A 2,660-nucleotide genomic window follows, 5' to 3' on the forward strand; every position below is an offset into this window, starting at 1 on the left:
CTGCGCACGACGGTGCACGCGCGCCTTCCCCTCGACGACCCGGCCGCCGCGCACCGCATGTTCGAGGACCGCGCCCACCTCGGCCGCATCCTGCTCCTTCCGTAGCCGACGGGTGGGTCGCGGGAGCCCGCACGCTTACCCATCTCGGTTAACCGTCCGCGTCAGGTGCTCCGCGAAAACTGGTCCCTTCTGGCGGTATGTCAAAATCTCCGGCGATCCTGGCGCCGGTCATCCCGCGAAAACCGTCCCCGTGATCGAACAGCGGTGGTCATATGGGAACATTGTTCGCGTGGACCACGTCGGGGGCGAAACGGTGCCAGGCTACGATTTTCTTATCGGCTTTGACCGGGAGGTCGAAGCGTGGGCGCGCTGGATCGCCTGGCAGATCGAGGACACCATGCCTGTCGACGGCCAGGCGGCGCGGGTATTCTTCGAGGGCTGGGACGTCGTCCCCGGTGCGAGCACGATCGGTGCCATCGACGCGGCCCTGCGCCAGTCGACCCGGGTGGTGCTCGTCCTGTCTCCCAGCTCGGTGGCGCCGGACGAGGGCAGCGGCGGCGTCTGGCAGGCGGCCTGGTTCAACCGGACCGAGGACGGTCTGCCTGCTGTCGTGCCGGTCAGGGTCGTCGATGGCAGGCCCCGCGGGCTGCTTCAGGACCGGCGCTACGTCGACCTGGTCGGGTTGAGCGAGGCCGACGCGATCGTCGCCCTGCGGTCCGGACTTGGCCACGCGGTGAGCGGCAGGCGGCCGAAGTCGTCCGAGTCACCGCCCTTTCCCGGCCCGCCGGGGTTTCCCGGCGGGCCGGTCGTCGAGGGTGCGGCGAGTAACGACAGTCGTGCTCCGTCCCTGATAACGCCGTCCCCGGTGACGCCGGGCGGGATGGACCGGTCGGACGGCACGGTGCGGGCAGACGTGATCTCCGCTGGGGACATGGCCGGAGACACCCGCCGGGCGGGCCCGGCCGACCGACCGCGACGCCGGAGGTGGCTACCTCCCGCCGCGGCCGTCCTCGCGGTGATCGTCGTCGCGACCGCGGCGATCACCTTTGTCCTGGAACACGGTGACGGCCGGGCGGCCGTCGGGGGAACGCTCAACGTTGCCCTGGCACCAACCCGGACACCCGGTCCGAATCCGTTCATGCCGGCGATTGGAGATGATGTTCCGGGGGTGAAACCGCCTGCTGCGCACGGGAGTCGGCCGGCGAGTACCCCGGGGCTGTTCGGCGGAACCCGGGACAACGCCCGTTGCGACTCGTCGACGATGAAGACCTTTCTCCATAATCACCCGGATCTTCTCGCCGCCTGGGCCGCTGTTCTCGGCATCAAGCCGGATGGCCTTGACGATTACGTGCGAGGGCTGACTCCGGTCACGCTCCGGGCCGACACCGCCGTCACCAACCACGGCTTCAAAAAAGGTCGCGCCACCACCGTCCCGGCAATCCTGCAGGCGGGCACCGCCGTTTTGGTCGACGCCCACGGCACCCCCGTCGTCAAGTGTTTCTGCGGCAACCCGCTGACGCCGCCGGTCCGTTACTCAACCGCCGAGTACACCGGACCGAGATGGTCCGGGTTCACCGAGAACAACGTGATCAGCGTTCAGCCGGTGGCTGCCCCTGTCCGCGAGTTCGTGCTGGTCGACACGCAGACCGGAAAGCCGTTCCAGCGAACGGTCGGAACCTCCGGAACCCAGGACCAGGACTACGCCGGGAAGACCGGGGGTTGCGGCGGCGCGGGCACGAGCCCCGAGGGCGGCGGTCTCCAGCTCGTCGTGCTCTCCGGCGAGCTGTCCTGCGCGGAGGCTCAGCGAGTGCTGGCCGCGTATCGCGCGGCTCCGCCGCAGGAGCAACAGGGATCGGGCCGTTTCGCGACAGTGGACGGCTGGCAGTGTAATGCCGACAGCATTGCCGAGATCGAACAGGACGGCCGCGTGGAGTTCTGTCGGCGCGGAAATGTCACCATTGACACGGAGCGTGCACTGACCGTATCGGACGTATCGACCGGCCCGCTCACCCACCAGTGGACAGGTATGAGGCTCGCCACAGCCCTGCTCCCCAGTGAGTTCTATTTTCCAGGCGTCCCTGGAATGCCCCCCGGCGGCCAATCGGGCCACGTTTCCATTGAGAACTCGGGGAACACACTCGGCACCCAGTCGAGCCAGCCGAAAGAACTGTCCGGTATTGATTGTGCGACGCTGACACCCAATGTGGACTCGGCGTTCTCGGCGGTACCGAGCAGCTTTCCGGGCGAGAATGGGCATGCATTTACGACATATAATGTCGAGGGTGTAACATTTACGACGGAGATAATTCAGTTCACGACCGGTTCTGCCGCCTCGAAACTTCTCGCGATGGTTGGAGATGCGGCTCGGCGATGCGCCAGCACCGAAAAGCCCCCCGCTGGCCCCACCGAAATATCGGCGGCGGGTGTGGACGGCTACCCGGCGGTAAGTTATCTGACCTATTCGGGCGGGTCGCGACGGGTTCTGTTCGTGGACGACGGGGTGGACATCGTCTGTGTCTCGGTGTTTCTAGGGGGCGACAACGTGGCGGAGCCCGCGAAGCCGACGCTGCCGGCCGCGGCGGATGCGATCATGGCTGGAATAGCCACCCTCGGCGGCTGATGGAAATCGCGGCCTGTGGGCAGGTTCGCGCGGCGCGGGC

The 2,660-nt window shown here is 67.4% G+C and carries 1 protein-coding gene; it reads left to right on the forward strand.

The window, feature by feature from the left end; all coding sequences use genetic code 11:
- The first annotated feature begins 289 nt into the window (after positions 1 to 289).
- Positions 290 to 2,620 carry a DUF6777 domain-containing protein gene (locus AC6EXY_RS33100; RefSeq protein ID WP_499819004.1) on the forward strand — a complete coding sequence of 777 codons (2,331 nt, stop codon included), beginning with the start codon at positions 290 to 292 and terminating at the stop codon, positions 2,618 to 2,620.
- Positions 2,621 to 2,660 lie beyond the last annotated feature (40 nt).

The sequence above is a fragment of the Frankia sp. RB5 genome (assembly GCF_059816245.1).